The organism is Ruegeria sp. B11, assembly GCF_056539785.1.
Window position 1 is genome coordinate 16,853 of record NZ_JBQFVO010000005.1, and the last position, 24,558, is coordinate 41,410.

Sequence of the window (24,558 nt, forward strand, 5' to 3'; positions counted from 1 at the left end):
ATGAAGCAAAGACTTGTTGTCATAGGCGCGGGTATGGCCTCAGGCCGGGTGTTGGAACACCTGACCGAAGCCGCGCCGGATACGTTCGAAATCACCCTGTTCAATGCCGAGCCGCGCGGGAACTACAACCGCATCATGCTCAGCCCAGTGCTGTCGGGCGAGAAAACCTATGACGAGATCGTCACCCATGACGACGCGTGGTATGCCGCGCGGGGCATTGCCTGCCGCTTTGGTGAAAAGGTCGCGAAGATCGACCGCGAGATGAAGGTGGTCGAAGGTCAGAACGGCCACGTTCCCTATGACAAGCTGGTGATTGCGACCGGATCTAACCCGTTCATGATCCCTCTGCCAGGGCATGATCTGGAGGGCGTGATTGCCTACCGCGATCTGGAAGACACCATGCAGATGATGGGCATGGGCCCTGACAACAAGGTGGTCGTGATTGGCGGCGGCTTGCTGGGGCTCGAGGCCGCCGCGGGTATGGCTGCCCATGGCGTTGACGTGACGGTGGTGCATATCATGGGTCACCTGATGGAGCGACAGCTGGACGAGGCCGCAGGCTACCTGCTGAAGAAATCGCTGGAAGACAAAGGCATCAGGATTTGCCTGCAGGCGAACTCTAAAGAAATCCTCGGACAGGACGGAAAGGTCCGCGCGCTGCTTCTGGACGACGGGACCGAATTGCCCTGTGATCTGCTTGTCATGGCCGTGGGTATCCGCCCCAACACAGCTCTGGCGCAAGAGGCTGGGCTGGCCACCGGGCGCGGTATCCATGTGGATGACCAGATGCTGACTTCGGATTCGGATGTCTTTGCGGTAGGTGAATGCGTCGAACATGACGGGGCGGTCTTCGGTCTTGTCGCGCCGCTTTACGATCAGGCGAAAGTGGCTGCGCAGGCTTTGTTGGGTGAAGAGGCTGCGTTTGCTCAGAAAACCCTATCGACCAAGTTGAAGGTCACCGGCTGCGATCTGTTCAGTGCGGGGGATTTTGCGGATGGGCCGGGGCGCGAGGATATCGTGTTCCGCGACCCCTCGCGCGGGGTCTACAAACGGCTTGTGATTGAAGAGGATCGGCTGGTCGGCGCGGTCATGTATGGTGACACCACTGATGGCAGCTGGTTCTTTGGCCTCATCAAAGACGGCGCCAGCGTAGAAGAAATGCGCGAGACGCTGATCTTTGGACCCGCATATCAGGGGGGCGACACTGCGGACCCTCTCTCAGCCGTTGCAGCATTGCCGCATGAGGCGGAGATTTGCGGCTGCAACGGCGTATGCAAAGGTGACATCGTCGAGGCGATCAATGCGGGGGCGGGTGATCTGGGCGCGGTGCGCACGACCACAAAGGCTAGCGCATCCTGCGGAACTTGCACAGGATTGGTTGAGCAATTGTTGCAGGTCACTCTGGGCGACGCGTTCCAGATGCCTGCCGCGCAGCCGGTCTGCGGATGCACCGACCTGACTCATGAGGATGTGCGACGCCTGATCAAAGGGCAGGAGTTAAAAAGTCAGGCTGCCGTTTGGCAGGAACTGGGTTGGACGACGCCCAATGGCTGCCATGTCTGTAGGCCCGCGATCAACTACTACCTGCTGGCCGACTGGCCGTTGGAATACCAAGACGACCCACAAAGCCGTTTCGTCAATGAACGCAAACACGCCAACATCCAGAAGGATGGCACGTTCAGCGTTGTACCGCGTATGTGGGGCGGGATCACCACGCCCGACGAACTGCGCGCCATTGCAGATGCGGCGGATAAATACGATGTTCCCACCGTCAAGGTCACAGGCGGTCAGCGGATCGATCTGCTGGGCGTCAAAGGCGAAGATCTGCCCGCCATGTGGTCAGACCTGAACAAAGCCGGGCTGGTCTCTGGCCACGCCTATTCCAAAGGCCTGCGCACGGTCAAAACCTGCGTCGGCACCGATCATTGCCGGTTTGGTACTCAGGACAGCACCGGGCTTGGCATAAAGCTTGAAAGAATCCTGTGGGGGTCGTGGACGCCGCACAAGCTGAAGCTGGCCGTATCTGGCTGCCCTCGAAACTGTGCCGAGGCGACCTGCAAGGACATCGGCGTGGTCTGCGTCGAATCTGGCTATCAGATCAGCATCGGCGGGGCCGCAGGGATGGATGTCAAAGAGACCGAGCTACTCTGTCAGATTCCCACCGAAGAAGAAGCGATCGAGATCGTGATGGCCGTCACGCAAGCCTATCGCGAAGGCGGCAAGTATCTGGACCGTTTATATAAATGGCTGGGTAAGGTGGGCATGGACTGGGTCAAGGTGCAGGTCGTGGACGACCATGAAAATCGCGCGGCCCTCGTCGCGCGGTTCGAACTGTCGCAAAACATCTACCGCAAAGACCCGTGGGCCGAACACGTCAAAGAAAAAGCGCAAACCTACGCGCCAATTGCAGATTTCACACTGGAGGCCGCAGAATGAGCTGGATCGACATCGGACATATCGACGAGGTTCCCTTGCGTGGGGCGCGTCTGGTCAAGACGCATATCGGCTGCATCGCTGTCTTCCGTACTGCCGAGGTGGAGGTCTATGCTGCGACTAACAGCTGTCCGCACAAGGGCGGTCCTTTGTCTGAGGGTATCGTGCACGGGCAGTCGGTGACCTGTCCTTTGCACAATTGGGTATTTGACCTGAATACGGGCGAAGCGCAAGGCGCGGATGATGGCCGCATCACCATCTATCCCGTGCGCATTGAAGACGACCGTATCCTGTTAGACGACAGCGCAGTTACCCGGCGGAGCGCCGCCTGATGGACGGAAGTGGTCTGCCTGAAGTTCGCTCGACTTGCGCCTATTGCGGGGTCGGCTGCGGTGTGCTTTTGCGGCCCGATGGGGCCGGAGGCTTGACCGTTCGCGGCGATCCGGATCATCCAGCGAATTTTGGGCGTTTGTGCTCGAAAGGATTGGCTTTGGGCGAAACAGTTGGGCTGGAACATCGGTTGCTGGCTCCTCGCGCCTTCGGCCGAGACACAAACTGGGACAACGCGCTGCAACTGGTCGCAGATCGGTTTTCTGCCGCAATCAAGAACCATGGACCGGACAGCATGGCATTTTACGTCTCGGGGCAGTTGCTGACAGAGGATTATTACGTCGCCAACAAGCTGATGAAGGGTTTTATGGGGTCGGCCAACATCGACACCAATTCTCGACTGTGTATGGCGTCAACTGTGGCCGGACACAAACGCGCCTTTGGCACAGATACCGTGCCCGGGACTTATGAGGATCTGGATGAGGCTGATTTGGTTGTCTTGGTTGGCTCAAACCTCGCATGGTGCCATCCCGTTCTCTATCAACGCGTCATAGCTGCGCGTCAGGCGCGCGGTACGAAGATTGTGGTTGTCGATCCACGTCGAACTGCAAGCTGCGATCAGGCCGATCTCCATCTGGCGTTGCAACCCGGCAGTGACGTGGCATTGTTCAACCGCTTGCTGAGCAGAATTCACCAATCGGGGCATGTGGCACCGGATTTTCTGGATCGCAGCGTAGGGTACACTGAAGCCCTCGAACTCGCACAGCTTGATGATCCGGATGAGACCGGACTTACCCCAGGTGAAATCGAAGCGTTTTGCGATCTGTGGATTGGAACCGAGCGGGTTGTTACGATTTTCAGTCAAGGCGTAAACCAATCCTCCAGCGGAACAGACAAAGTCAACGCGATCCTGAACTGCCATCTGGCTACGGGACGCATCGGACGCGCAGGGATGGGCCCGTTCTCGGTTACCGGTCAACCAAACGCCATGGGTGGTAGAGAGGTCGGCGGTCTGGCCAACATGCTTGCGTGTCACCTAGATATCGAAAACGAGGCCCACAGAGCAGCCGTCCGGGACTTTTGGAAAGCGCCCATCCTGCCAGAAAAGCAGGGGCTCAAAGCTGTCGACATGTTTCGCGCCGTTAAAGATGGACAGATCAAAGCACTTTGGATCATCCACACCAATCCAGCGGCCACGATGCCGGACGCCGATCGAGTCAATGCGGCGATCAAAAACTGCCCATTCACCGTCGTAAGCGACCTGACTGCCCAAACAGACACCGCGCGTCTCGCAGACGTATTGCTTCCAGCAGCAGGATGGGGCGAAAAAAGCGGCACAGTAACCAATTCCGACCGCATGATCAGCAGGCAACGCGCCGTTCTGACCCCTCCGGGACAGGCACGTGCGGATTGGGATATCTTGGCAGAGGTTGGCCGCCGCATGGGTTGGGCCGAGGCCTTCAGCTATGAGTCTGCAGCGCAGATTTTTAGGGAATATGCGAACATGTCCTCGCTTGCCGTCTCATTTGGCAAAGACTTTGAGATTGCTGGCTTTTCGGACATCAACGACGAAGATTATGATGCGATGTGCCCGACACGATGGCCCACGGCATCGCGGAAAACTGACGGTCGTTTCTTCGGGGACGGGCAGTTTTTTCATCCTGATGGCAAGGCGCGGTTTGTGCCGGTCACCCATCGAACGCCCAAGGCAGAGCCATCAAAACCCTACCCTTTCATGTTGAACACAGGGAGAAATCGGGATCAGTGGCACACCATGACCCGATCCGGATTATCGCCTCGCTTATCGGCCCACCTTGCCGAGCCCTATTTGGAAATGAACCCAAAGGACGTTGATCAAATGGGGCTTGGTCCTGTCGATTTGGTCGAAGTTAGTAGTTCAGTCGGCAGCGGCATATTTCGGCTTCGCATTACGGAATCTATTGCGCGTGGCAATGTGTTTGCGCCCATTCATTGGACCGGAGAAACGGCACCGTCGGCCCGTGTAAACGAGATAATTCCCAGTGTAACTGACCCGATTTCTGGTCAGCCGGAAAGCAAATCAACAGCGGTATCTGTTCGACGTATGAGAGCAGCATGGTACGGTTTCGCCGTTTCAGCCGATGCAGCGTTCCCTGAAGCAGAGTATTCGGCGACAGCCAGAACAACCAACGGCTACAGGATGGAGTTGGCAGGGAACCAGATTATTGAAGACTGGGAAAAGACCGCTCGCGTTTGGTTTAGTTTACCGGATGCAACGGCTACTTCAGTAGAAGATCCCAAACGCGGCTCTTATAGAATTGCGCTGTCAGACGGTCAGCGCATTCTGGCAGTGCTCTTCGTCTCGCGCCGACCTATCACCCTGATGCGAGACTATTTGGCAACTTTGCCTGAGGTAACGCCTCAGCAGATTCTGTCTGGCCATTCATCTGTTGATTCTGAGGACTGCGGCCCAATCGTCTGTTCGTGTTTCGAAGTCGGGCTAAAAACCCTTATCCGCGCCATTCACGACAAGCGTTTGATCAATGTCGACGATATCGGAGACGCCCTTAGTGCGGGAACGAACTGCGGTTCATGCCGGCCAGAGTTGGCTGATTTAATCGCCGAGCATTCGAAATTGAGTCACGACAAAACGAAGAATTCCCTGCAAGAACTACTGGGATAGAATCGCGGTTCTCGAGTATTACAGCGGTGTGCTTAGGTTGGCTTTTAAAGAACACGCGGGATCCCTTCGCTCGACACCACCTATCTGGTTAAGCTTGGTTGACGGTTCTGGCGGTTCAGTCCGAGGATGGCGTCGCTCTACGCTCAAGACCTCCCCGGTGTTCGAATTTCGCGTTGACCGCGAATGTCTTCTTTGGCGCGCCGCTGCGCAGCATCGAAGACTGTTTTCAGATGACTGCTTAGGGCCGATCCAAGAGTTTTCTAGGTCTGCTAGAATGCCCCTGAGACGCATACGAAAACCTAAGGTGGCCGTAATGGAATTGTCCGGCATCGGCACGACCGGGAGGCGTATCGCTACCGAAGTCGGGTCATAGATCACCTGTTTGAAAAATGGTCTTCTCGGAGGTGACGCGCAAATCGGTGCGATGATCGCTTAAGGCGCCTTGATGCGCTGCTCTTTTTCATCGACCCGCTTTCTGCACTGCCTCATGATGTGGATGAGAAGTCGCTGCTACGACCGGCCACGCTGTATAACACTGCGCTGGCCATCAACGCGGCAAGCGCGACGCTAATGGTGTGCGCGGCTAACGTTTAAACCGTCGAAGCGGACGGAGCATTCATATTCGCACAATCTACCGAAATTTGAATGTCCGCGGCGGGGATTTAAGGCGTCATTCAGCCAGATAAAGCAAATGTCGGTTTTGTCCGCCGAGGCAGCCTTTCGCACTTGTTCCACATAACGGCCATAACCCAACCAAAGATCGTTTCTCATAAAACCGCTTCAATGACGATCGTGGTTGGGTATGACGCCAGCAAACACCCAATGGTTGTGAAAATCGCAATTCGAGGCGGATATCAATCTTGGCGGCCATGTTGAACTAACAGCCATCCGGTAGGCGGAATGTTTGGACTTTCCCCGACAGAAGTGCGGACTGTTAGAAAAGGTAGTTCATCGACTTCAACCTGTCCCAAATCAGCTTATTTTGCTCACTGGAAAGTTTGTTGAATGTTTGTGGACGTCTCAATTAGCGCTTGTTCGATGGTTGCTCTTTGCCGTGCAAATCGCGTCGTTGGTACTGGAATTGAGATCGCGTGCAGGTCTCCCACCCAGTCGACAAAAGAAAACCCGATAGCCGATACACCAGCAGAATGTTCGTCCAAATCATAGGCAAGGCCCTGTTCGCGGACTGTATTTAGTTCGGAAAGGAACTCATCCAAATTCCTTTGGATACCGTTCCGTTCCCATTCGTTCTGAATAAGCTCTGTCGCATCTCCTTCATCGAGTTGAGCGAGACAAGCTTTCCCATTTGCAGTGGTGGTCAGCGGAAAAACCTCGCCTACTTGCGAAACGGTCGTCAATCGATAGACGCCTGGGACCTGATCTAAGAAAACCATGCCGATACCGCGCATGACGGCTAGGTCTGTGGTTTCCCCGGTCTTTTGGGTCAGTTCCGTCAAAAGCAGACGGCAGTGTTCGACGATGCTGTACTGCGCCGCGCCCGCGAGAGCGCTTAGTTCGGGACCGAGCCTCAAACCACCCCCATTAGCCTCCGCTATGACAAGGTTTTCTTCGGCAAGAGCGCTTGTGATTCTCTGTACCGTAGAGCGGGGCAGGTCAACACGCTCGGCGATTTTCCCCAAGCTCATTCCGGATTGGTTTTCTTTCAGAACACGCAAAATCGAGGCCGCTCTGGAAATAACCTGAATGCCACCTTTATCCGCTTTTTCAGACATTTAACCTACCTCATCCTGTCTTGGTATCGTAGTTTTGGATACCTAGCGATTTTTTAGTGTTGTATCACAATGCGGTGCAAGTCAACCGTATAGTGAGTTTTTTGGTTGACCATAATGCGGTGCGTATGCATCATCATACGGGACAGGTGGGGAGGCCACCCAGACAATTGAAAAGCGAACACCGCCGCGTTGTCGGCGAACAAAGGAGATGTGCCCAATGGTCGAAATCCGTGGCATTGAGTTTCAGGCAAACACCGACAACGACATGGGGCTTGAGTTTTATAACCTGAGCCACAGATACGGGTTTCAGTGCCCCAACTGGCCGTATTTCAAGGACGTCCAGATCGACCGAAAGCACTACATGGCCAAGTCAGGCGTGTTGTCTCAGACGATTACGACGACGATGCACGTTACCACTCATATTGATGCACCGGCCCATGTTGTTCAGGGAACGCCGTTCATCGACGAGGTGCCGCTGCCGCATTTCTTCGGTTCGGGATTGGTAGTCTCGGTTCCCAAGAAGAAGTGGGAGCAAATCACGGGAGATGATCTGGAGAAGGCTTGCGGGCACTCAATCCGTAAGGGCGACGTTCTGATCATAAACACCGGTTGGCATAAGCAGTACGAAGACGGTGACTATTTTGCTTATTGCCCGGGTCTCGTTCCTTCTGCTGCCGAGTGGATGATCGAGAAAGGTGTGAAAGTCGTTGGCCACGATACCCAAGCGAACGATCACCCGCTGGCAACTGCCATCGGTCCGCAGCGAAACGGTCCGATCATGCCACACCTCGAAAAAGAGTATCTTGAGTGGTCAGGCGGCACGCCATGGGAGGTTGATTTCCCTGAGTGGGAACCGGTTCACAATATGCTGTTTTCCAAAGGCATTCTCGGCATCGAAAATGTTGGTGGGGATCTGGATGCGGTGACCGGCAAGCGGTGTACCTTCGCGTTCTTTCCGTGGAATTGGGACCGTGGCGACGGCTGCATCATCCGACTGGTTGCGATGATCGACAAGAACCAATCCTACCGCATCGAGGCTGGTGAAGATTTCTGAACACTCACGGACCGGTCGCCGGTTCACCGGCGGCCGCCATTAAACCTGAGCGGAGATGGACATGCATCTGAAGCGGTTTATAGACGCCCAGCCCTACGAAGCACCGAACCATTTTGGATGTCATGGGTTGCGCTTACAAGGGTTTGAGGAAGGCGGGCCGACAAATCAGTGGATTGGCTTCAGCCAGTTCCTGCCGGGCGGTGGTGCCGGGCCGGATTCCACTCCGTTCGAGAAAGTCTACGTCGTTCTGGAGGGCGAAATGACCGTCATCGTTGACGGCACAGAAACCACCCTTAGACCCATGGACAGCTGCACGATCGCACCGGGCGAAGCGCGCGAAATTGAAAATCGCGCGAACCAGACCTGCAAAATGCTGGTTATCATTCCGTATCCGCCAGAAAACTAAGGACGAAAAGAATGTCTGATCCACTCAAGATGTTTGACGTAAAAGATAACGTCGCACTGATCACCGGAGCTTCGGGCGCATTTGGAATGGTTGCGGCACGCGTCTTGGCCGGGGCTGGTTGCAACCTTGTTCTGGCGGCGGGAAACCAAGAAGCGCTCAATGACATTGCCAAAGAGTGCGAGGCACTTGGTGCAACGGTAGTGACCATCAATACCCGACCGACCGATGAAGCATCGTGTGACGCATTGGTTGATGAGGCCGTCAACACCTTTGGCAAGCTCGACATTCTCGTTGTCGCGTCCGGTATGAACAAAGTTGCTCTGATCAACGACATGGCGCCGGAAACCTTTGGTGCAGTGATGGACGCCAACGTGAACCAAAGCTGGCTGTTGGCGCGCGCAGCGGCAGCGCACATGAAGCAAAGCGAATATGGCAAGATCATATTCGTCAGTTCCGCGCGCAGCATCCTTGGGCACCCTGCCGGATACACGGCGTATTGCGCGTCAAAGGCCGCCGTGAACGGGATAACCAAAGCCTTGGGATGTGAGCTGGGTCCGACAGGGATCACCGTCAACGCGATCGCACCGACAGTGTTCCGTTCGCCTTTGACGGCTTGGATGTTTGAAGACACCGACGAAGCGAAGGCAGTGCGCGATGGTTTCCTGACCCGTGTTCCTAAGGGGCGGCTGGGTGAGCCAGAAGATCTTGCGGGTCCGCTCCTGTTTCTCGCGTCGCGCGCATCTGATTTTTACACCGGGCATATCCTGCATGCCGATGGCGGATATACGGCGGGCTAAGGGATGGTGCGTAAGAAACAGCAAATGGCAGTGATTGGTGCTGGCCTGATGGGTCACGGCATTGCCCTTACCTTGGCGAAGGCGGGCCAATATGTCGCCATTACCGATCCCGTGGAAGAAGCGCGCGTCACCGTGCCCAACCGCATTCGCGCCAGTATGGCCGCAATGGGGGATGATGAGGTTACAATCACGAAAACCCTCAAGATGATTGAGATTTTTGCGACGACGGAAGGTACTGTGCGAAACGCTGATGCTGTGTTCGAAGCCGCACCCGAAAAGCTAAGGCTCAAGCAAGCGATCTTTGCAGAGATCGAGGCGCATGCACCAGAAACTTGCATACTCGCGTCGAATACCTCGGTCATGCCAATCACCCAGATTATGTCCGGTTTGCGGCTGAAAAAACGGGCATTGGGAACCCATTGGTGGAACCCGCCGCACATGATCCCTTTGGTCGAGGTCATCAAGACCCAGTGGACAGACCCTGAGATCGCACAGACAATGTTCGATCTGCTGAAAGATGCCGGGAAAACGCCGGTTATGGTCGAAAAAGATGTGCCCGGCTTTATCGGCAATCGCCTTCAACATGCGTTGTGGCGCGAAGCGGTCAGTCTGGTGGAAAACGGTATTTGTGACGCCGAAGCCGTCGATACCGTGATCAAGTCCAGCTTCGGGCGCAGGCTTGCTGTTCTTGGTCCGCTGGAGAACGCGGATCTGGTCGGCACTGACCTGACGCTCGATATCCACGAAAACGTGCTGCACGATCTTGAAGCACAAAGGGGCCCTTCATCCTATCTTAAGTCGCTTGTCGAAGCGGGCAAGCTGGGCATGAAATCCGGCGAAGGGTTCAGGACATGGGCCGAGGGCGAGGCAGATCAGGTTCGCCAACGTGTCGCGAAACATCTGAAAAATCTCGAAAAGACTTTGTAAGATCAATCAAACACTGGCGGCAGGCCGGTGAAGGGAGGACGCAATGACAAGGACATTCAAAACGGCCACCAGGCGTAGTTTCATCGCCGGGGCAACGGCAGCAATTGCGGCACCGGCAATCCTGAGGGCGACGCGTGCTTATGCTGCGAACCCGACCTTGCGTGTCGGCAATGTCAGCCCGCGCACCGGACCGCTGGCTGGTTTTGCCGAGGCTGATGAATACGTGCTTCAGGCCATCCAACAAGTGTTCTCAACCGGGATGGAGAACAACGGCAAGACTTGGAATGTCGAGATCATCTCAAAAGACAGCCAGTCCAACCCGAACCGCGCAGCCGAGGTTGCCGCAGATCTGATCCTGGGTGATGAGGTCGATATCATTGTCGCCGCTTCTACCCCGGATACGGTAAACCCGGTCGCCGATCAGGCAGAGATTAATGAGGTTCCCTGCATCACGACCGACTGTCCGTGGCAGCCTTACTTCTTTGGTCGCAATGGTGTTCCGGGTGAGGGGTTTGAAACGACCTATCACTTCTTCTGGGGCCTAGAGGACGTGATCGCAGCGTTCCTTGATATGTGGGACAAAACTGGCGTGACCAAGACAGTGGGTGGTCTTTTCCCCAACGATGCCGACGGCAATGCTTGGGGCGACGCCGAACTGGGACTGCCAAAACCGCTGGCCGCCGCTGGATATACGCTGACCGATCCCGGTCGCTATCAGCCTCTGTCCGACGACTTCTCAAACCAGATCGCAGCGTTCAAGGCTGCTGGCTGCGAAATCGTCACTGGCAACATGATCCCCCCCGATTTCGCAACGTTCTGGAGCCAGGCCGCCCAGCAAGGCTTTAACCCGAAGGTCGTGACCATTGGCAAAGCACTGCTGTTCCCATCCGTTATTGAATCGCTCGGTGACCGCGGGGACGGGTTGTCGACCGAGGTCTGGTGGTCTCCACATCATCCGTTCTCGTCTTCTCTGACCGGTATTACCTCGAAAGACCTGGCTGAGGGTTACACGGCAGAGTCGGGCCGTCCATGGACTCAGCCGCTTGGCTTTAAACACGCTTTGTTCGAGGTCGTCGCGGATGTCATCAAAAGAGCGGATGATCTGGAAGACCCGTCTTCGATCATTTCGGCAATCACATCCACCAACCTGAACACAATTGTGGGGCCGGTGAACTGGGGTGATGGGCCGATGAACAACGTCACCAAAACTCCGTTGGTCGGTGGCCAGTGGCAGAAGTCCGGAGACGCCTATGAGCTGCAAATCGTAGCAAACAGCACCGCGCCCGAAGTTCCGGTCACGGCAGATATGAAGCTGCTGGGCTGACTAGACGTTCGGCGCCGATCTTGGCGCCGAACCCTCTATCCGAGAGAAGCATGACGACAATCTTGAGACTCCAAGACCTGAGCAAGGCATTTGGCGCGGTCACTGTTGCCGATGCTATGAGCTATGAGATCCAGCAAGGCGAAGCACTCGGGGTCATAGGTCCCAACGGTGCCGGCAAAACCTCGATGTTCAATCTGATCACCGGGACGCTCAAATCGAATTCCGGGGTGATAGAATTCAATGGGCAGAACGTCACTAAATGGAGCGCCGCAAAGCGGAGCCATGCAGGCATCGCGCGTTCTTTTCAGGTTCCGCAGCCGTTTTCGGGCATGACTGTTTTCGAAAACGCTATGATCGCCGCCACGCAATCAGCTGGCTTGCATGGGCATCAGGCTGAGCGCTTTTGTCTGGAGGTTCTGGACCAAACGGAGCTGCTGCCCAAGGCAAACGTTCTAGCGGGCAGCCTGACTTTGTTGGAACGCAAACGCCTGGAACTGATACGCGCGCTTTGCGCCAAACCCAAACTGCTGCTGTTGGATGAGATTGCAGGTGGCTTGACCGAAGCTGAGTGTAAGTCTCTGGTTCAGACCATCAAGGATATTCACGCGTCCGGTGTCACAATTATCTGGATCGAACATGTTGTGCACGCCCTGCTGGCCGTCGTTGACCGCCTGATCGTCATCGATTTCGGAAAGAAGATCGCCGAGGGCGAGCCGCAGGCAATCATGGAAAGCGCGGAAGTCAAAGAAATCTATCTGGGGATCGAAGCCGATGCCTGACTCAATTCTTCAGACACGCGGTTTGAACTCCTATTACGGCGATTTCCAAGCGCTTTATGATGTCGAACTGGACGTCGGCGAGGGAGAAGTTCTGGCAATCATTGGTGCAAACGGCGCAGGCAAGACGACCCTGATGCGGTCAATCACCGGGTTGCTGACGAACGGAGTGGATCAGATTCACTATCAAGGTCAGGATATCAGCCGGCTTCGCGCAGACGAGGTTGCAGAACTTGGCCTTGCCATGGTTCCAGAAGGTCGCCAGTTATTCCCATCTTTGTCAGTCAAAGAAAACCTGATGATCGGAGCCCAAGTTGGTCGCTCAGGCCCTTGGGATCTGAAAGCTGTCTATGATCTGTTCCCGATCCTCGAAGAGCGCAAAGATCAGGCATCAACATCGCTTTCAGGCGGTCAACAGCAGATGGTCGCCATCGGGCGCGCATTGATGGCCAATCCAGATCTAATCCTGTTTGACGAAATCAGCCTTGGATTGGCACCGATCATTATCAAAGACATCTACGAGGCTTTGCCCGGCATCATCGGTGAGGGCATGAGCGCGATCATCGTCGAACAGGACATAACCAAGGCACTGTCGGTCTCGAGCCGGGTCTATTGCCTGCAGGAGGGGCGCGTTTCGCTGGAAAGCGCGTCTAACACCGTTTCGCGCGAAGACATTTCGCGCGCGTATTTCGGGATCGAATAATATGGAATGGCTGAACGCTATCGTGCAGGGAACTTTGCTGGGTGGGCTATACGCGCTGTTTGCCGCAGGTCTGTCGTTGATCTTTGGCGTCATGCGGCTCGTCAATATCGCTCATGGCGACTTGATTGTGCTGGCCGCGTATTTGGGGCTGACCGTGACGACCGCGACGGGGATGCTTCCGATGTCCGCCCTGGTGATCGTCGTACCCGCTATGGCGCTGATTGGGTATGCCCTTCAACGCGGCCTACTGAACCAAACCCTGGGCGACGATATTCTTCCACCGCTGCTTGTGACCTTCGGGCTGAGTGTAATTATCCAGAACGCGTTGCTTGAGGTCTACACTGCCGACCCTCAAACATTGAATGCTGGCACTTTGGAAACAGCAAGCGTCGCTGTTGGAGGGTTGACGCTTGGGCTTCTTCCGCTCCTGACCTTCGGGATCGCCATCGCTGTGATCTGGGGGCTGCAATGGACCTTTTATCACACCGCGCTTGGTCGCGCGTTTCGGGCCGTGTCCGACAATCAAGATATCGCACAGCTTATGGGCCTCAATCGTCGGCATATCTTTGGACTGGCCATGGCGCTGGCGCTGGGCGTGACCGCAATTGCCGGGATCCTGCTTGGCATTCGGACCAGCTTTGATCCGTCCATTGGTGGCGGTCGCCTGATCTTTGGTTTTGAAGCGGTCATCATCGGTGGGCTCGGCAACCTCTGGGGCACGCTCATTGGTGGCGTCATACTTGGTGTCGCGCAAACTATTGGAGCCAAGATCGATCCGGGTTTGCAATTGCTAGCCGGCCATATCGCCTTTCTTGTCATTCTCGCCGTGCGCCCAAACGGCCTGTTCCCGAGGGTTTCCGGATGAACTTCCAAGAATATTCGGTTTCCCGTTCTTCGAAACCAGCCCGCGTTGCTGCGATCCTGGCCGCAATCAGCTTGCTTGTTTTAATTGCAGCCCCTTGGTGGGCAGGTCGCGCGGACATGCGCCTGATGGGTGAACTTTTCCTCTACCTATCCCTCGCCACCCTTTGGAACCTCATGGCGGGTTACGCTGGTCTCGTGTCGGTCGGTCAGCAGGCCTATGTCGGCTTCGGTGGCTATATGCTGTTTGCACTGACGATGCTGGGCGGTTTGCATCCATTGGTTGCTATCGCAGCCGCAGGGGTCCTGGGAGCGTTGATCTCGATCCCGGTCGCCGTCCTGATCTTCAGGCTTCGGGGGGCATATTTTGCAATAGGCACCTGGGTCATCGCTGAAGTCTTCCGGCTGAGCTTCGCGCAAATCTCAGCGCTTGGTGGAGGGTCAGGATCTTCGCTGCCCGTTGCCATCGTGAAATCACTGGCGTCCGGGCGCGCGATGCGTGAGGCGCTGAGCTATTGGCTGGCACTCGGGGCCGCCGTGCTGGTTGTAACCGCCGTGTATCTCTTCCTGCGTTCGCGCCAAGGTTTGGCGTTGACGGCAATTCGGGACAACGAACTGGCCGCCGGTAGCCTTGGCATCGATATCTGGCGAACGAAGTTCATAGTGTACGTCGTCACGTCGGCATTCACGGCGATGATCGGCGCGCTGATCTTCTTGCAAAAGCTGCGCATATCGCCGGATGCGGCGTTCAGCGTCAATGATTGGACTGCCTTCGTCATCTTCATCGTAGTGATCGGCGGCATCGGTACCATCGAAGGACCGATCATCGGCACACTCGTCTTCTTTGCGCTGCGCGAAACGCTGGCCGACCTAGGAACAACTTACCTGATCGTTCTCGGCGTGGTCGCAATTGTCGTCATGCTCAAGGCACCAAAAGGCATCTGGGGCGCGATCCGTAGCCGCTATGATCTGCAACTTTTCCCGCTGGGCTATCGCGTAAAGCGCATCGGGCAATCCAAGGAAAACTGAACCCATGGCTCGTCAGAAAAAAACGATCATCACATGCGCTGTAACAGGAGCAATCCACACGCCCACCATGTCAGAGGCGCTGCCATACACTTATGATGACATCGCGAGGCAGGCGATCGAAGCCGCCGTGGCCGGTGCGTCGATCCTACACCTGCATGCCCGAAACCCTGAGGACGGGTCGCCATCGGTTGAACCTAATGACTTTGCGCCATTCCTGCCGCGCATAAAACAGGCCTCCGACGCGGTTGTGAACCTATCGACCGGTGGATCGCTGACATTATCCATTCAAGACCGGATCAACCCGGCCAAGACTTTCAGCCCCGAGATGTGCTCGATGAATATGGGTTCGATGAACTTCTCGTTTCACCCTTTGGCCAACCGATACGGTGATGACGATTGGAAGTTTGATTGGGAGAAGGACTATGTCGCGAATTCCGATCAGAACATCTTTCGCAATACCTTCCGGGACATTCGCGAGGCGGCGGAAACGCTTGCGCCTCATGACATCAAGTTCGAACACGAATGCTATGATGTCGGGCACTTGTACAACCTGAAATTCTGCATGGATATCGGGTTGTTCAAGGCACCAATTTTCATTCAGTTCATCTTTGGCATCCTCGGCGGCATTGGACCCGAAGTCGACAATCTGATCTTCATGAAACGTACTGCTGACCGGCTGTTCGGTGACGACTATCGGTGGTCGGTCTTGGGAGCAGGTGGAGCACAGATGTCCCTTGCCACGACGGCAAGCCAGATGGGTGGTAACCTTCGGGTCGGTCTTGAAGACAGCCTATTTATCTCTCGTGGAAAACTGGCCGAATGCAACGCTCAGCAAGTCGTTAAAATCCGACGTATTGTAGAAGATCTGGGCAGTCAGGTCGCGACCCCTGATGAAGCAAGGGAAATTCTGGACTTGAAAGGCGGAGACCGCGTCGCTTTCTGAAGGTAGGATGACCAATGACTACTTTCTTCGACCAACATTTTTTTGGAGTTTACGAAAGCCCAAGGAGTTTGAGCCATGCGATTGAAAGTTCTGACATTCAGTGCGCTTCTGACAGGATTTACGGCGGTTCAGGCTCATGCGCAAAACGCAGCTCGGGACATTACCAATCTCTTGCTCAGTAACCGATCAGCAGATTGCGCGGACTATGCTGGCGTGTATTCCGCTTCAGTGGAAGACGTCACCCGCCAGCAACATTTTAACTCCGAACTCGAAATCTCGGCAGATAGTCAGCAGTGTACTCTTAAGACCAATGGCATTCCTAACCATGATTTCAACGGGCCTACAGCCAACTTCGCCAACGATGTAAAGGAATTGTCAGGCACTTTTCTGGTTCCCAGAAATCCAGAAAAAGCCCCCAAACAAACTGCACTGTCGCAACGGAGTTATGATGCCATTTTGTTGAATGGCGTGCCGGTCGATTTGCTCTCGGCCGGGTGTTATCGCCCAAGCGGGCCGCGAGCAGACAAGAATGGCAACGTTTTGGCGGGGTGTCGAGACACGGATCCTTGGCTGCTCGATCCCCCGTCCTACGATCAGTATTTTGGTGTGGATCTTCACAATGCCCACGCCCAGCCCGACGGAAGGTATCATTACCATTCCAATCCAAATGCTCTGTTTTTGGATCACGACCTTGATAAGCCGTCACCAGTTATTGGCTTCGCAGCTGACGGCTTTCCGATCTACGGGACGATATTCAAAGACAGCGATGGCAAAATTAGACCGGCGATCTCTGGCTATGAACTTAAAACCACGCCGAGACCTGCTCCGCCTAAAGGGCCGGGTGGCACTCCGGACGGGACATACATCGACGACTACGAGTTCACCGGGGCTGGCGATCTGGATGAGTGCAATGGCATGACTGTGGATGGTGAGTATGGTTACTATGTCACTACAAGCTATCCATGGGTGCTGAACTGTTTGGTCGGACAACCTGACCAGTCATTTGACAAAAGACGGTGAGTTGTCTTGGCTCTTCCAATCACCGAAAGTCTATTAGAGTCAAGTTTACAAGCTCTCAAAAACTTTGATGGCGCCATCTGATTTGTTTGTGTGGTGATGGGCAATCGTCCAACTGCCCCCAATACGGCGAAATACGTTTGTGGCTCTGTGTGCGACTTCGACCCGTTTGCTTCAAGGGAGGAAAGTCCCTTTTTCTAACCCAACTTCGTAAACAAAGTCACCAAATGTGAAGATGATGCGTTCCTTCATTTCAACCATCCCACATTCAAAAAATTCTGCGGCATTCTTCTATGCAATCCAAATAGCATCCAAGCCCACTTCGCTCCCACCATTGGGGCGCATCGCTGTAACGCCATGGCTAAGTAACCATACGCTGCTCATTGGTCTCGGATTCTTGTTGAACACGCTATTTAGCGCCGAACAAATTTCTTCAGACGCAGCAAGAATTTCGTCGTTTTGTGCCATGAACCTTCTCAGAAACTCAATTTGGCTAACCGCCACGTTAGTTGGTTCGAGACGACCGTGTTCCTGAGACCGCTGTTGGTGATGGCAGTTAGGTCAACGTCAAGGCCATGGCCGGAAGATCGTACGCGGCTTTTTTGCTGAATGTTGCAGCCTGTTCGAATGAACATTATGTGCCACTTCCATGTTTCCATCTCGCTGGTTGAAAGACTGATACTATCCACTTCTAAAGTGGCCAGAAAGAAAGCTTGTCGCAAGTTTTACTCAAACAAAAGGGCCCCTTGTAGGTCAAAGTGTTTCGGGAACATTGCGTGCAGAAATCGAAAAACAATTCTCATTGCTTCGTCGCGATCGAATGAATCCGGGTGGAGTAGGTAATCTGTCCACATGCCTTCCAGCATTGCGAGTGTGCCGTGCGTAGCATCCCTAGCAACTTGATTAGGGTGTTCGGTTCCAGCTTCTTTCGCAATTCGAGCGAAAGCGTTGAAAACCAGATTACGAAGCTTAGCATCGCGGGTATCTGAAAACGCTGCGATTGCTGCTCTGTTTCGGGCCTCGCCTCGAAACGCGTACCAAATGGAAACGTTTTTCTTATTGAGAATGGTTTCACTCAAGTCGCCCCGAACAATCATCTCAATATGTTCCTGTCCGGTTTGCCCGGTCGTTTCCAACAAGTCATAAATTCCATTGTAGTATTGTTCGGATGAGTAGCGGGCGGCTTCGTCAACCAAATTGTCCTTGCCGCCAAAATGAAGGTGAATCATTCCGCGGGACAGCTCGGCGCGTTGAATGATTTCGCTGACCGAGGTCTCGGAAATCCCTTTTTCTGCGACCGAGTCGAGTACTGCCTCGATCAGAGAAAGGCGATTCCGCTCGCGTATTTCTTGTCGTCTTCGAGTCATTGGATCAGGCGGCTCTGTTTGTTTTCAGTCTCTTGCGGTGCTTTCTAGCGGCCAGTGTGAAATTGGCCATCCCCGGTTGCGAAATTATCAGTTGACACAACTAGTCCAAAAATTCCAGATTTAAATGGACGATTGTCCATTTTGTGATCGACATTGTCGTGCCACCGAAAACGAAGCTCAGCAGGGAAGCATGGCCGGAGTACTACGAGGTGAAACGGGCAAGGGCCTGGCACTGAGCGCGCCTGCGACGCTCTATGTCGGCCTGCTCGTGGCTGTTCCGCTTTGTATTCTTGTCGCCTACAGCTTTTGGACCCAGACCTATGTCGAGATTGACCGCACACTGACCTGGGCGAATTACCAAGAGGCGTTTACCGACCCGCTGGTTCGACATCTGATGGTCCGGTCGGTCGCGATTGCGGGGGCAGTGACATTGGCAACGGTCGGTCTGGCCTATCCGATTGCCTACTTCATCGCATTTCGGACGCAGAAAAAAACCCTCTGGCTATTGCTGATTACCATCCCGTTTTGGAGCAGCTACCTGCTGCGGGTGTTCAGTTGGAAATTGATCCTTGGCTTCAATGGGGTGATGAACTCAGCATTGATTTCGCTGGGGCTGATAGAGGAGCCGCTTACATTCCTGCTCTACAATGAATTCGCCGTTGTCCTTACACTTGCACATGCCTGGGCGCCGTTTGCGATCCTGCCGATTTATGTGTCGCTGCAAAAGATCGACCGCAGCCTCTTGGAGGCCGCAACCGATTTAGGGTGCAGCAAGTTGGAACGGTTTGTGCGCGTAACTTTGCCCCTGACGGTGCCAGGGATCATCGCCGCTTGCTTGATCATATTCATCCCCACGGTTGGCGACTATGTCACGCCAGCCCTGGTCGGCGGTTCGCAGGGAAAAATGGTGGCCAATTTGATCCAGGTTCAGTTTGGCGCGGCCAATAATTGGCCATTGGGTGCAACCCTGTCCCTGCTTGCCATGCTTTCGGTCGGTTGCGTCGCAATCCTGTTTGTGGTGGTCGTCACCGCACTGGGGCGGAGGATCAGATGACCAAGGCTATTCGTATCCCATGGTTGCTTGTTTATGCGATCGCCTATCTGGTGTTTCTGTACCTGCCAGTTCTGCTCTTGCCGCTGTTTTCATTTAATGACGGAACCATCGTGGCTTTCCCGCTAAAGGGGTTCACGTTGAAGTGGTACGCGCAGTTGGGTCAGCAAGACACGTTGCTGCAGGCGATGGTCAATTCGCTGATCGTCGGCAGTGTGACTGCCTTGATGGCGACGTCTCTGGGCCTGTTCGCCGCGCGCGCCTATGTCCGGTACCGTTTCAAAGGACGGGAGTTCTCCGAAGGTCTGGTCATGCTCCCGCTGGTCGTGCCCGGTATCATTGTCGCCAGCTCGATGCTGGTTCTGTTCATCAGTATCGGTTTGAAGCCATCGCTGACAACGGTGATCCTTGGGCATGTGTTCGTGGCACTGCCCTTCTCCGTGTCGATTATGAAATCTGCATTTGACGATTTCGACCAGTCTTTGGAGGAGGCCGCGTTCGACCTTGGTGAAAGCGTCGTGGGTACGTTTCGGCGTGTTACCTTGCCAATCGTCGCGCCCGGCATCATCGCCAGCCTGCTGGTGACGTTCACCGTGTCGTTTGATGAATTTGTCCTGGCCTTTTTCCTATCCGGGAACAGCCCGACATTGCCTGTCTATATCTGGAGCCAGATCCGCTTTCCGGCAAAATTGCCCAACACGTTGGCGCTGGGGTCGCTGCTTTTACTGTCTTCAGTCCTGCTGCTGTTGATTGCCGAATACTTCCGCCGCCGTTCCATCCAATCCTCTGATTGAAGCCAAAGGAAAAGAGTAAGATGAGCGAACAGAACATCATCGAAATTCAGGGCGTCGAAAAACGCTTTGGTTCCTTTGTGGCTGTGTCCGATCTGAACCTGACCTTGAAAGAGGGTGAGTTCTTTTCGCTGCTTGGGCCTTCGGGCTGCGGTAAGACAACAGCGTTGCGCATTATTGCAGGTTTTCAAGATCACGAAGAAGGCGAGATCCGAATCGATGGTCGAACGATGGGAGAGGTGCCTGCCAACAAGCGCCCCACCAATATGGTGTTCCAAAGCTACGCGATCTTTCCGCACCTGAATGTCGGCGACAATGTTGGGTTTGGATTACGCAAGACAAAGCTCTCGCGGAAGGAAATCAAAGAACGCGTGGCCGAGGCGCTTGAGATGGTTGAGCTTGGCGGATTGCAGGACCGCAAGGCCAATGAGTTATCCGGTGGTCAGCGGCAACGTGTGGCGCTCGCTCGTGCGCTTGTCATGCGACCGAAGGTGTTGCTGCTGGATGAGCCTTTATCAGCGCTGGACAAAAATCTGCGCGAAGCGATGCAGTTGGAAATGCGCCGTCTGCAGCAGAAGCTTGGAATTACCTTCGTGATGGTCACGCATGATCAATACGAGGCGATGACCATGTCCGATCGGATCGGCGTCATGTTCGCTGGACAGCTCAAGCAAGTGGATAAGCCTGAGGTTCTGTATTCACAACCTTGTAACCGGGAAGTGGCCTCTTTCATCGGCGGAATGAACTTTCTCGATGCCGAGGTAACGGCAGAGAACCCTGAAGCGCTGAAAGTCAACGTTCAGGGCTTTGGGGAGATGACGATCGGAGTGAACCCAAATGTTCAGGTGCATGACAAAGAACTTCTTGTCGGCGTTCGGCCTGAGCAATTGGAAATCAGCGCGGAAAAACCGGATGGGTACGATGCTCTTGTTCAAGGCGAGGTATCGGACGTCGCCTTCTATGGTGAGAGCGTCCACTACTATGTGCGCGTCGATGGTCTGAAGGACAGCGTTGCGGTCGCCGTACCGAACTACTTTCACACAGTCGATCACAGCCGGGGCGATACCGTCTGGCTTGGGGTTCAAAGCGCCTCGGTGATCGACTTGGGTAAACGTGAATCTTTGGGAGGAGACAAATGAGTAAAACAACATCACTTACGGCGGCAATGGTTACCACCTTTGCCGCCAGCCACGCTCTGGCGAACGCCGCTGATCTGACCGTTTTTGACTGGTCCGGATATGAGGATCAGGGTTTCTATGGCGACTACGTCGAAAAGTACGGCGGCGCGCCTAGCTACACCTATTTTGGCAGCGTGGAAGAAGCGTTCACTAAGCTTCAGTCCGGGTTTGAAGCCGATTTGGCCCATCCCTGCACGGATGCCCTGAGAAAGTGGGTAGCGGCAGACATGATCAAGCCGATTGACACCAGCAAGCTGGAGAACTGGGACAAGCTGATGCCCAAGATCAAAGAGGTCGATGGCATCACCATCGATGGGCAGACCTACATGGTTCCGTTCGAATGGGGCAATACTGGTCTTATCTATCGCACCGATATGATTTCGGCAGATGATGTTTCGCTGCAATTGCTTGCCGATCCTGCATATCAGGGCAAAGTCGCCATTCCGGACGCCGCTTCCAGTGCCTTTGCAATGGCGGCATTGGCAACTGGCGCCTCCAGCTATACTGATATGAGTGACGAGGAATTCCAAAAAGCGGCGGACTACCTGCGCGCGATTCATCCGAACGTACGCTTTTATTGGTCTGACGCCGGCCAACTGGATCAGGCAATTGCCAGCGGTGAGGTCACGCTGGGTTGGGGATGGAACCAATCGGAACTGAACCTGATCTGGAACGAAACGCCAGCGGTCATGATGCGTGATGTGGACAAAGGTATCGCAACTTGGGTCTGCGGTTATGTGCATCTGAAATCTGCAAAACAGTCGGATGAGCAAGTCTATGACATGCTGAACGCGCTCAGCTCTGCCGCAAGCGGTAAATACATCATCGAAAGCTGGGGATACGCACACGCCAACGAGGACGCGTTTGCCCAAGCTGACCCGGAACTGATCGAAACCTACGGGTTCTCGGATGTGGACAGCTTCTTTGAAGGCAGCCTTTTCTTTGACGCTGTTAACCCCGAGTTGGAGGCCAAGATGTTGAAGGAATTCGAGCGCATCAAAGCTGGCTTCTAAAGGCACTCTTACAACACAGCCGGGAATGGTGGGGACGTAGGAAACCTTCCATTCCCACGAAACTAATTCCGATTTTCTTGGAGGAAGCGCGGTAATGTCAGGCGCTGACCGATATTCTGTTCTCTTCGAACCGGTTCAGATCGGGCCAGTAACGGCTCGTAACCGGTTCTACCAAGTGCCCCACTGCAATGGTTTGGGTCATTTGCGACCTCAGGCCGAAGCTGCCATGCGGGCGATGAAAGCCGAGGGCGGTTGGGCGGTTGTATCCACTCAGGAGGCCGAGATTCATCCGACTTCGGATTTGTCTCCTTATTCTGAAAACCGAATTTGGGACGATCAGGATATTCCAGCACTGCGTCTGATAACCGACTCAATTCATGAGAAGGGCTCGCTTGCGGCAATCCAATTGGCGCATAACGGTCACCATGCCCAAAACCACCTGACCCGTGCGCCCTTGCTGGCCCCATCAGAACTTGTCCTGCAGACCCCATACCCGAAACAGGCCAGAGCCATGGACAAGTCGGATATTCGTGAGTTCCGCAAGTGGCATCGCGCTGCGGCTCGTCGCTCGCGCGAAGCCGGGTTCGACATTGTGTATGTCTATGCCGGGCATCACATGACATTGCCTCATCATTTTCTGCTGCCACAGTTCAATGATCGGACGGATGAATATGGAGGTTCGTTGGAGAACCGGGTGCGACTGACCTACGAGCTTCTGGAAGAAACCAAGGAGGAGGTTGGAGACAATTGCGCCATTGCCTTGCGGTTTGCGGTTGATGAAATGCTTGGGTCAGACGGCATGCAAGCGCAGGAAGAAGGCCGTGCTGTAGTCGAATTTCTGGCCGAGCTTCCAGACCTTTGGGATGTTAACGTGGCGGATTGGAGCAACGATTCTGCGACGACCCGGTTCGAGCCCCGCGACGGCTTTCAAACCTCATATATCGAATTTGTGAAACAAGTGACCTCAAAGCCTGTTGTCGGCGTCGGGCGTCTAACGTCTCCGGACTTGATGGCGTCACTGGTCAGGAAGGGTATCCTTGATTTTATCGGCGCGGCGCGACCATCCATCGCTGATCCGTTTCTGCCCAACAAGATCAAGGAAGGTCGCATCGAAGAAATCCGAGAATGCATTGGTTGTAACATCTGTGTTTCATCCGATTCTCTCGGCGTCCCCATACGCTGCACACAAAACCCGACTATGGGCGAAGAGTGGCGGAGGAAATGGCATCCTGAGATCATTGAGCGTCGGGTAGAAGAGGAAGCTGCGCTCGTTGTCGGCAGTGGACCAGCCGGGCTTGAATGCGCCATGCAATTGGCGCGTCGGGGCTACGAGGTAACTCTGGCGGAAGCAAAGCAAGAGCTTGGCGGCCGCGTGTTGCAGGAAGCTAGCCTGATCGGGCTATCCGCCTGGAAGCGCGTGACAGATCACAGAATTTACGACCTGCAACAACGCGGGAACGTTCATCTGTTCACCGACAGCCGACTGTCAGCCAGTGAGGTCGTCGAACTGGGTATTACGAACGTCTTTGTTGCAACGGGCGCAAAATGGCGACGAGACGGGCGCGGAAAATCTGCATTCCACGGTGTGTCAATCGATTCAGGTTCTCAAGTTCTCACTCCGGATGACGTTATGGCCGGGGTCATGCCGCAGGACGGCCCGATTGTGGTCTACGATGATGATCAAGCCTATCTCGGTGGAGTCTTGGCGGATCATTTGGCTCAGGCTGGGCGAGAGGTTTTCTTTGTGACGCCGGCCTCAATAGTTTCGCCGTTTACCGAATTGACGTTGGAGCAGACTAAAGTGCAACGCAGTCTGTTGGAAAAAGGCGTTCACCTAAATCTGTCCCAGACTTTGGTCGATGTCGCGCCAGGTCAGGCGACATTGCAGTGCGTCTACACGGGGCGAGAGAATTTCATTGAATGCGGCTCCGTCGTTCTGGTGACGCAACGAATGCGAGAAACCGCCCTTTACGACAAGCTTTGCGGGTTGAATGAAAGTCCGCTGCGTACGTTGGAATTAATCGGAGATGCCGCGAACCCGGGCTTGATCGCGGACGCTGTATACTCGGGTCACATGGCTGCTCGAAATTTCGAACGTAACGCGGACGACATCGACCGTGAATTCTTCCGCCGGGAAATCGTTTCCCTTGAATCTGCATGAGG

The 24,558-nt window shown here is 54.7% G+C and carries 22 protein-coding genes and 1 pseudogene; 19 read left to right on the top strand and 4 right to left on the bottom strand.

Going from position 1 to position 24,558, the window contains the following annotated elements:
• Genes nirB through ACR0I1_RS16060 form a run of 3 tightly spaced genes read left to right on the top strand, consistent with a single transcriptional unit; the run spans window position 1 to window position 5,425 of the window.
• Complete coding sequence (gene nirB, locus ACR0I1_RS16050; RefSeq protein ID WP_480707249.1) at window positions 1-2,436, top strand: nitrite reductase large subunit NirB; 2,436 nt, start codon at window positions 1-3, stop codon at window positions 2,434-2,436.
• Window positions 2,433-2,765, top strand: a complete 333-nt coding sequence (gene nirD / locus ACR0I1_RS16055) for a nitrite reductase small subunit NirD (protein WP_170392822.1) — start codon at window positions 2,433-2,435, stop codon at window positions 2,763-2,765. Before nirB ends, nirD begins: the two co-directional genes overlap by 4 nt.
• Window positions 2,765-5,425, top strand: a complete 2,661-nt coding sequence (locus ACR0I1_RS16060; protein WP_480707251.1) for a molybdopterin-dependent oxidoreductase — start codon at window positions 2,765-2,767, stop codon at window positions 5,423-5,425. Before nirD ends, ACR0I1_RS16060 begins: the two co-directional genes overlap by 1 nt.
• 986 nt (window positions 5,426-6,411) lie before the next feature.
• Here ACR0I1_RS16060 and ACR0I1_RS16065 read toward each other — a convergent pair.
• On the bottom strand, window positions 6,412-7,158 hold the full coding sequence (locus ACR0I1_RS16065; RefSeq protein ID WP_480707252.1) for an IclR family transcriptional regulator: 747 nt from the start codon (window positions 7,156-7,158) through the stop codon (window positions 6,412-6,414).
• 217 nt (window positions 7,159-7,375) lie between these two features.
• Here ACR0I1_RS16065 and ACR0I1_RS16070 point away from each other — a divergent pair, with 217 nt between their 5' ends.
• The 11 genes from ACR0I1_RS16070 (at window position 7,376) to ACR0I1_RS16120 (ending at window position 16,998) form a co-directional block, all read left to right on the top strand.
• The gene (locus tag ACR0I1_RS16070; protein ID WP_480707254.1) at window positions 7,376-8,212 is read left to right on the top strand and encodes a cyclase family protein; all 837 of its coding nucleotides are present in this window, start codon (window positions 7,376-7,378) and stop codon (window positions 8,210-8,212) included.
• 61 nt (window positions 8,213-8,273) lie between these two features.
• On the top strand, window positions 8,274-8,618 hold the full coding sequence (locus ACR0I1_RS16075) for a cupin domain-containing protein (RefSeq protein WP_480707256.1): 345 nt from the start codon (window positions 8,274-8,276) through the stop codon (window positions 8,616-8,618).
• An 11-nt stretch (window positions 8,619-8,629) separates the two neighbouring features.
• The gene (locus tag ACR0I1_RS16080) at window positions 8,630-9,415 is read left to right on the top strand and encodes an SDR family NAD(P)-dependent oxidoreductase (RefSeq protein ID WP_480707258.1); all 786 of its coding nucleotides are present in this window, start codon (window positions 8,630-8,632) and stop codon (window positions 9,413-9,415) included.
• 24 nt (window positions 9,416-9,439) lie between these two features.
• Window positions 9,440-10,342 (top strand): 3-hydroxyacyl-CoA dehydrogenase family protein, encoded by a 903-nt coding sequence (locus ACR0I1_RS16085; RefSeq protein WP_480707259.1) that lies wholly within the window; start codon window positions 9,440-9,442, stop codon window positions 10,340-10,342.
• A 43-nt stretch (window positions 10,343-10,385) separates the two neighbouring features.
• Window positions 10,386-11,666: an ABC transporter substrate-binding protein gene (locus ACR0I1_RS16090; RefSeq protein ID WP_170609926.1), complete on the top strand. Its 1,281-nt coding sequence runs from the start codon at window positions 10,386-10,388 to the stop codon at window positions 11,664-11,666.
• A 50-nt stretch (window positions 11,667-11,716) separates the two neighbouring features.
• A complete protein-coding gene (locus ACR0I1_RS16095; RefSeq protein ID WP_480707261.1) occupies window positions 11,717-12,445 on the top strand; it encodes an ABC transporter ATP-binding protein in 729 nt (242 codons plus the stop codon).
• Window positions 12,438-13,145 carry an ABC transporter ATP-binding protein gene (locus ACR0I1_RS16100; protein WP_480707263.1) on the top strand — a complete coding sequence of 236 codons (708 nt, stop codon included), beginning with the start codon at window positions 12,438-12,440 and terminating at the stop codon, window positions 13,143-13,145. The genes ACR0I1_RS16095 and ACR0I1_RS16100 overlap by 8 nt, the downstream gene beginning before the upstream one ends.
• Before the next feature lies 1 nt (window position 13,146).
• The gene (locus ACR0I1_RS16105) at window positions 13,147-14,010 is read left to right on the top strand and encodes a branched-chain amino acid ABC transporter permease (protein WP_480707264.1); all 864 of its coding nucleotides are present in this window, start codon (window positions 13,147-13,149) and stop codon (window positions 14,008-14,010) included.
• Window positions 14,007-15,035 carry a branched-chain amino acid ABC transporter permease gene (locus ACR0I1_RS16110; protein ID WP_480707266.1) on the top strand — a complete coding sequence of 343 codons (1,029 nt, stop codon included), beginning with the start codon at window positions 14,007-14,009 and terminating at the stop codon, window positions 15,033-15,035. The genes ACR0I1_RS16105 and ACR0I1_RS16110 overlap by 4 nt, the downstream gene beginning before the upstream one ends.
• A 4-nt stretch (window positions 15,036-15,039) precedes the next feature.
• Window positions 15,040-15,978: a 3,5-dioxohexanoate:acetyl-CoA acetone transferase gene (kce, locus tag ACR0I1_RS16115; protein WP_480707268.1), complete on the top strand. Its 939-nt coding sequence runs from the start codon at window positions 15,040-15,042 to the stop codon at window positions 15,976-15,978.
• 75 nt (window positions 15,979-16,053) lie between these two features.
• Window positions 16,054-16,998 (top strand): YHYH protein, encoded by a 945-nt coding sequence (locus ACR0I1_RS16120; RefSeq protein ID WP_480707270.1) that lies wholly within the window; start codon window positions 16,054-16,056, stop codon window positions 16,996-16,998.
• Between the two features lie 45 nt (window positions 16,999-17,043).
• Here ACR0I1_RS16120 and ACR0I1_RS16125 read toward each other — a convergent pair.
• The 3 genes and pseudogenes from ACR0I1_RS16125 to ACR0I1_RS16135 form a co-directional block, all read right to left on the bottom strand.
• Window positions 17,044-17,148 (bottom strand): annotated as a pseudogene (locus ACR0I1_RS16125) (nuclear transport factor 2 family protein); the annotation flags it as partial.
• 138 nt (window positions 17,149-17,286) lie between these two features.
• A complete protein-coding gene (locus ACR0I1_RS16130; RefSeq protein ID WP_170513124.1) occupies window positions 17,287-17,463 on the bottom strand; it encodes a hypothetical protein in 177 nt (58 codons plus the stop codon).
• A 257-nt stretch (window positions 17,464-17,720) separates the two neighbouring features.
• The gene (locus ACR0I1_RS16135; protein ID WP_170424725.1) at window positions 17,721-18,362 is read right to left on the bottom strand and encodes a TetR family transcriptional regulator C-terminal domain-containing protein; all 642 of its coding nucleotides are present in this window, start codon (window positions 18,360-18,362) and stop codon (window positions 17,721-17,723) included.
• 190 nt (window positions 18,363-18,552) lie between these two features.
• Here ACR0I1_RS16135 and ACR0I1_RS16140 point away from each other — a divergent pair, with 190 nt between their 5' ends.
• From ACR0I1_RS16140 to ACR0I1_RS16160, 5 genes are all read left to right on the top strand, one after another.
• Window positions 18,553-19,416 (top strand): ABC transporter permease, encoded by an 864-nt coding sequence (locus ACR0I1_RS16140; RefSeq protein ID WP_170424729.1) that lies wholly within the window; start codon window positions 18,553-18,555, stop codon window positions 19,414-19,416.
• Window positions 19,413-20,207, top strand: coding sequence for an ABC transporter permease (locus tag ACR0I1_RS16145; RefSeq protein WP_170402644.1), 795 nt, complete (start codon window positions 19,413-19,415; stop codon window positions 20,205-20,207). The genes ACR0I1_RS16140 and ACR0I1_RS16145 overlap by 4 nt, the downstream gene beginning before the upstream one ends.
• Window positions 20,208-20,227: 20 nt before the next feature.
• Window positions 20,228-21,343 (top strand): ABC transporter ATP-binding protein, encoded by a 1,116-nt coding sequence (locus ACR0I1_RS16150; RefSeq protein ID WP_480707272.1) that lies wholly within the window; start codon window positions 20,228-20,230, stop codon window positions 21,341-21,343.
• A complete protein-coding gene (locus ACR0I1_RS16155) occupies window positions 21,340-22,395 on the top strand; it encodes an extracellular solute-binding protein (protein WP_480707274.1) in 1,056 nt (351 codons plus the stop codon). Before ACR0I1_RS16150 ends, ACR0I1_RS16155 begins: the two co-directional genes overlap by 4 nt.
• Window positions 22,396-22,489: 94 nt before the next feature.
• Entirely contained in the window at window positions 22,490-24,556 is a 2,067-nt protein-coding gene (locus ACR0I1_RS16160) for an oxidoreductase (protein WP_480707276.1), read from the top strand.
• The last annotated feature ends 2 nt before the right edge of the window (window positions 24,557-24,558 follow it).